Raw genomic sequence first — 6,380 nt, forward strand, 5'->3', positions numbered from 1 at the left:
GCATGCCGCCTGATTCGCGTACCCCCACTTATGCCGCCGCGGTTCTGCATGTCAACAACTGGCGCTGGGACGGCGTTCCGTTTTTTATGCGCTCCGGCAAGGCGCTGGAGACAAATTTATGCGAGATGCGCATTTGTTTCAAGCCGACCCCGGGCAATATTTTCAGCCGGTATGAAAACAGCCGCTGGCCCGACGAACTCGTTTTCAGGATTCAGCCGGACGAGGCCATTTATTTCAAGATCATCAATAAGGTGCCCGGCCTCAATGTAACCCTGGCCCAGTGCATGCTGGACATGCAATATTCGGCCGTGTTCGCCAAGGCCATCCCCGACGCCTACGAATGCCTTCTGCTTGATGTGCTGGAAGGCGAGAAAACCATGTTTGTCAGCACGCCGGAACTGGCCGCGTTGTGGGATATATTCACCCCGGTTCTGCATGAGATTGAAGCGCGAAAAATCCGGCCGGAATTGTATCCGTTCCAGAGCCGCGGGCCGTCCGCGGCCGCCGCCCTCATTGAGCGCCACGGCCGCAAATGGGCCAATTGAAACAGTAAAATAAAAAAATGACTAAAAAGGGAATTGCGCTTCTGATCGTGTCATTAAGCGTGATTTCCACGCAATATTCAGTTCATAAATAATAAATGAAAATTTAACTTGCAATTAAAGTATCATTTGATACCTTATGGTAAATACAGATCCAAATGAATGCCGAATTCCTACAACTTGGCGAAATTCTGTCATTGGAGCTCTTGAGTCAGACGATAAATTAAGGGTAATTCGCAAGCCTTATGCGCGACATGGCTGGTTTTCAAAATTCCCTGATACATGGGAACATCAATGGAATAATGCTCTTATCGCCGCTTTGTCGAATAATGATGTCATTGGGCGTCATATTACGGATATGAAACCGCCCTGTGATGCCTATGCGTTTTGGTTCACGTTCGATGGAGTTAATATGTACGGTAAAATCGGGCTTCTTTCCGATGGACACGTAATTATTATTTTTTCAAGTCATCAACCGAGAAAAGGAGAGAATAAACTATGAAAGCTCCTGTGCCTGGATGGGTGCGTTGTTCTTCACGAGAACCGGTATACATTCCGAACGCGAGCGGAGAAGATATTGCCGAAACGATTTGGGTGGATGTGCAGGCTTGGCGAGACCCGAAGAGCGGTGAGATATACCTGGATGGCGAGGCAACCGAAAAACTAGAAGCTGTCAAAGCCCGCTATCTTGGAGTTCTTGCGCCCCACCAGTTGAAAGACCTGCGCAATGCGATTGGGGTGACCCAAAAAGGCATAGCAGAACTCCTGCAACTTGGTGAAAAATCTTGGACTCGCTGGGAAAACGGGAATGAGCGCCCTTCGCGCTCCATGAACGTCCTTTTGTGCGCGGTTTATGATGGGCGAATAGATGTGAACTATCTGCGCGCCTTGGCAAATCCATCTTTGCGATCACAATTCGCGCGGTGGAAACCGGAGGTCAAGTTCGACGCCGCTCCCTATCAGGAAACCGGCCGCTATACATGGAGTGCAAATGAAAGCGCGTCCTTCGCCGCTTAAATGCCTCGGCTATTTCGTGACAGAGCTGGCGCTCACCGCCAACCCGGGCTTCGATACCAATAAGCCGAGTGTATTGGATTTCAAGGATCTCCAGGTGAACTCCACTGCCGAGATTTTGCCGTCGAAGAAAGAAACACAGAAGCAACTCTGGCGGCTATTGCTCAGGATTCATCAGAATGTCGGGCCGGAAAAAAATTCTCCCTACAATTTCGCCATTGTGCTCATGGGTAATTTTGAAGTTCATCCGGATTACCCTGCGAACAAGGTTGAGCAACTGGTAAAAATCAACGGAAGTTCAATTCTATACAGCAGTGCGCGCCAAATCCTATGGGAAGCTATGAGTAATGGACCATTTCGCTCTCTCATGTTGCCCACCGTGAGTTTTGTTGATTCCCCTGCCGGAATTCAGGAAGGTAAGGTGGTGGAACCCAAAACAATATCCGGAAAGAATGAGTGATGAGCAGAACGGTTAGTTACCCAAACGGCATTGGCGGAATAACCAGGCCGCGGCAGTTGCGGGCGTCCATGTACACGCTCATCGGTTTTTCGGAGCGGACGTGCCGCACGAATTCGTCGGCATACAAGGCCGGCATTTTTTCAAGCTCGTCCCAGCGCACGAAATTTTCCAGCCCCGTCTCGTTGATGGAGAAATAACCGATGCCCGTGGCGGCCAGGTTATGGAAAAAATGCCCGCCCTGCGACGGATCAATGCGTTTTCCGCCGGCGCTCGTTTCCACGATCAGCGCCGCGCCCGCCACCTGCTGCCAGTTGACCGGAATGCCGAGTTGGACCATGCGCGTTCCCCAGCGGCCCGGTCCGATGAGAATATAACGCCGCTGTTTTTCAAGCAGGGCCTGGTTCAGCCGGCCGATGACCGCGGCGATTTTCTCGGTCTTTGAGAAGTCAAAACGGCCGGGATGGCAGTAAATAATGTCGGTGATGTTTTCAATGATGCCGTTGCCCATCACCCGGCGGCAGGCGCAGAGCGCTTCTTTAAGGTCAATTGATTCAAGCCGGAATGCAATTTGTTCGCATCCGGTAACCATCGGCCTGATCTGGAGAAAATAAAATTCCGGCTTGGTGCCGGGGGCGAAGTCAATGTTGAGCGCGAATTCAATTTCAACTTCCGAGCCCATGCTCGCGCGGCCGGTTTGAAGGAGTTCCGCCAGAATATCGGCCAGCGGGAAGAGTTTATGCTTGAGCAAAGGCGCAAAAGTCACCAGGCGCGGCCCTTCCTCGTTCAGGTCGTCCACCAGGCGGTCGTCGGCGGCGGAGAGCACGCCGCCGACCGGATGCAAAGTCCCGTCTTTTTCCGCGCGCTCCAGGTCAAAAAGTTTCAGATCAACGCTTTTGCCGAATTCCGGCGAGGGCTTGCCGCCGGCCAGGTCCAGGGCGTAAAATTGTTTCTGCGATTGATACAGCATTTCCCGCGGCGTTGCGGCCTGCGGCAGAATGTTGGGATGCCGCGGGCAGAAACGGAAACAGCGGCCGCCTTCCACCACCGTCTTGCCGAAACCCAGCGCGGCCGAGGCGACGCCGTCCTCCGGCTCAATGCGCGCGAAGGGATAATAGTTGAACGACTGCGCCACGCCCGATACGGCCGGATAAAAAAGATCGCCGTATTGGCGGCCGGCAAGTTCCTGGACGATCACGGCCATCTTTTCCTCTTCCATGTTCAGCTTCAGGGTCTGAAAATATTTTTTAGTGGAAACGGTATAAACCGAGGCGTAGACCATCTTTACCGCGCGCATGAGCTGTTCCAGCCGTTCCTCAAATTTTCCGGCGCGGTTGGCCAGCATGCAGGTTTCGTAAAGCCCGGCGAATGGTTGGTTGGATGAATCCTCCATGTGGCTTGAGGAGCGGACCGCCAGCGGCGTCTGGACGTGCCGCAGATAGGTCGCAAGCTGTTCCGCCAGGTTTTCCGGCAGTTTTCCGGCCAGGAACCGGGCGCGCAGCTGATCGTCGTCATGACAGGAAAACGCGAATAAATCCAGGTTGTTCAGCGCCATGAATGAATCAAAGGAGTCGGTGGTGATCACAATTGTGCGCGGAATGCGGACTTCCTGCCCGCAAATGCCGGCGTTGTCGGTCCGGCGGCTGAGGAGGTTGGACATAAAGGCCAGGCCGCGCGCCTTGCCGCCCAGTCCCCCGCGCCCGGTCATCAGGAAGGAATAATCCGGTTGGAAATCGTCGGTGCGGAAATCGGCGATTATCCCGCGGTGTTTTTCGCGTCGGACGATTTCCACGGCGGCGCGCAGGATTTCGCGGATTTCATCCGGCGATTCAAAATCTTCCATTTGCAGGGGGCGCAGGGTCTCGGCCAGCGCGGTTTCGCCCTGGGCCAGAAGCCAATGGGAGAATTGATTGTGCCGGACGTGAAAAGAGAGCGATTCATCCGGGATTCGGGCGATGGCCTGTTCAAATTCGTGCAGGTTGCGCGCGCGCATCAGTTCCTCGCCCTTTTGATTGCGAAAAATGAAATCGCCAAAGCCGAGTTTTTCAGCGCAGAATTCTTCAACCGTTTTGATCAGCCGCGGCGATTTTTTATCCGCAAAATCAATGCGCAGTTCCCGGGCGGTCTGTTGAACGGATTCATCGGCCGAAATCAATAATATGGGGAGTCCGGGGATTGAGCGCAGCATCCGGCGGATAAAGTCCGAACCGCTTTGCTGTTTTTCGTGGCCGGGGCCGGATATCTGCAGGTCTGAAAAAACGCCGTGCAGAAAAACCTGATATTTGGCGGCGTAATCTTCGGCCTGGGGAATGGTCCGGGCCAGGAGCACTTTCGGGCGGGTGCGCGTGAGCAGCTGGCGTTCATTTTCGTCAATCCCGTAGGGTACGCGCGCAAAGGTCTGTTTCATAAGGGTGGTGTAGAGGTGGGGCAGAAAAAAAGAATATTGTTTGACGGAATCCTCAATCACCAGAATGACGCCGATGCGCGCAATCTGCAGGTCGCGGTCAATATTCAGGGAGTCTTCAACCAGTTTGATGATGGAAAACAGGACTTTGGCGCTGCCCTGCCATGAAAAAATGAAGTCAATCCCCGGCTGGGCGTGAGCAAGCGGCAGGGAAGGCAGTCCGCCGAAGGAAAATATGAGCATTACCACCGGCAGGTCCGGATGGGCGCTTTTTACTTTCAGGCCGAATTCGCCGATATCCATGTCCGGCAGATTGGATGAGACCAGGATGAGATCGTATTTTTCGCGGGCCAACTCTTCCAGGGCGGCCTGCGCCGAAGTTACCGTCACGATTTGCGGGACGTTCTGAAGATGCAGAAGCGAAAAGGCGCCGTAAATATCCTCCGTCAGGCTGCCGTCCCACGAAAGACTGAAAGCCTCGTAATGCGTGGAAACCATCAGGATCGTTTTTATCCGCCGCGCCATCAGGGCGTGAAAACGCCTGACATCCGGCTGGGCGGAGCGGGTAAGCTTCTCCTTCAGACCTTCAATGGTTATCCGGGACATGGTTTGATGCCTGTTTCGGGCTTGACGGAACAAGCGCGTTCCCCTTATTATGCCTTCAAATCCGCGGGGTTGAAAGAAAAAACGGAAGGAGAAAGCGATCAATGAAAGAAGCCAAAGTGAACGTTTTTGAAAGCGCCATCGGCCTGGTTGAAAAAACGGCTGAAATCATGAATTTTAACAAGCGTTTTCACGGCATGGAAATCATTGAGCGCATCCGCGTCCCCGACAAAATAATCATGTTCCGCGCGACCGTCCAACTGGACAGCGGTCCGATGAAAGTTTTCCATTGTTACCGGATTCAGCACAGCGATGTGCTCGGGCCTTATAAGGGCGGCATCCGTTTCCATCCCGAGGTTGATCTGGACGAAGTCAAGGCGCTGGCGCTCTGGATGACCCTCAAAACCGCGCTGGTTGATATACCTTACGGCGGAGCCAAGGGCGGCATTACCGTGGATCCCAAGTCTCTTTCCGTCACCGAGCTTGAACGCTTGGTTCGTAAATATACCTCCCGTTTGGTGAATGATATCGGGCCTAATATTGATATTCCCGCGCCGGATATGGGTACCTCGGCCCGCGAAATGGCCTGGATTTACGACGAATACCGCAAATATCGCGACGTGGCCCGCGGGGTGGTAACCGGCAAGCCGATCGCCCTGGGCGGCTCGCTCGGACGCAGGGAAGCTACCGGCCGGGGAGTTGTCTGCGCCATGCTGGAGGCGGTCAACAATCTTGGCTTGAAAAATTATACCGCCGCCGTCCAGGGGTTCGGCAACGTCGGCTCGCACGCCGCGCTTGACTTGTATCAACGCGGCATAAAAGTGACGGCGGTTGAGGATGTTACCGGGTCGGCCTGCAACCCCGACGGGCTGGATATTCCGGCCATGATCCGCCACCGCGATTCAACCGGCGGCATCAGCGGTTTTTCCGGCGGCCGTGCGCTCAATGAAAGCATCGTCGGATATTCCTGCGACGTTTTTCTGCCCTGCGCGAAGGAAAATATGATCACGGCCGAGAATGCGCCGAAAATCAAGGCCAGGCTGATTGTGGAAGGCGCCAACGGGCCGACCACTCCCGGCGCCGATAAAATCCTTGAAGAACGCGGGGTGCTGGTGGTTCCCGATATCCTTGCCAATGCCGGCGGCGTGATCGTCTCTTACTTTGAGTGGGTCCAGAACCGCGAAGGTTTTTACTGGGAGGAAGAGGAAGTCAATCACCGCCTCTTCAGCCGGATGCGCAAGGCCTATGCCCGGACAAAAGAATTTTCCGCCCGGAAAAAAATGACCATGCGGCAGGCGGCCTACTGCCTCGCGCTTGAAAAAATCGTCCACAGCATGGTTGACCGCGGCGTGCAATAAAA

The 6,380-nt window shown here is 54.2% G+C and carries 6 protein-coding genes; 5 read left to right on the plus strand and 1 reads right to left on the minus strand.

The features are described 5' to 3' along the window. The 4 genes from PHP98_11155 to PHP98_11170 all read left to right on the plus strand — a co-directional run. Positions 1-545: glucose-6-phosphate dehydrogenase (locus tag PHP98_11155; GenBank protein ID MDD5484186.1), on the plus strand; the 545-nt coding region annotated here is incomplete at its 5' end. Between the two features lie 136 nt (positions 546-681). Beyond that, positions 682-1,044 carry a hypothetical protein gene (locus PHP98_11160; protein ID MDD5484187.1) on the plus strand — a complete coding sequence of 121 codons (363 nt, stop codon included), beginning with the start codon at positions 682-684 and terminating at the stop codon, positions 1,042-1,044. Beyond that, positions 1,041-1,559, plus strand: coding sequence for a helix-turn-helix domain-containing protein (locus PHP98_11165; GenBank protein MDD5484188.1), 519 nt, complete (start codon positions 1,041-1,043; stop codon positions 1,557-1,559). Before PHP98_11160 ends, PHP98_11165 begins: the two co-directional genes overlap by 4 nt. Further along, the gene (locus PHP98_11170; protein ID MDD5484189.1) at positions 1,534-2,016 is read left to right on the plus strand and encodes a protein-export chaperone SecB; all 483 of its coding nucleotides are present in this window, start codon (positions 1,534-1,536) and stop codon (positions 2,014-2,016) included. Before PHP98_11165 ends, PHP98_11170 begins: the two co-directional genes overlap by 26 nt. Positions 2,017-2,032: 16 nt before the next feature. Here PHP98_11170 and PHP98_11175 read toward each other — a convergent pair whose 3' ends face one another. Continuing rightward, positions 2,033-5,023 (minus strand): PEP/pyruvate-binding domain-containing protein, encoded by a 2,991-nt coding sequence (locus PHP98_11175; protein ID MDD5484190.1) that lies wholly within the window; start codon positions 5,021-5,023, stop codon positions 2,033-2,035. Between the two features lie 101 nt (positions 5,024-5,124). Between PHP98_11175 and PHP98_11180 the strand changes: the two genes are divergently transcribed. Then, on the plus strand, positions 5,125-6,378 hold the full coding sequence (locus PHP98_11180; GenBank protein MDD5484191.1) for a Glu/Leu/Phe/Val dehydrogenase: 1,254 nt from the start codon (positions 5,125-5,127) through the stop codon (positions 6,376-6,378). Positions 6,379-6,380 lie beyond the last annotated feature (2 nt).

Source organism: Kiritimatiellia bacterium, assembly GCA_028715905.1.
Classification (GTDB): domain Bacteria; phylum Verrucomicrobiota; class Kiritimatiellia; order JAAZAB01; family JAAZAB01; genus JAQUQV01.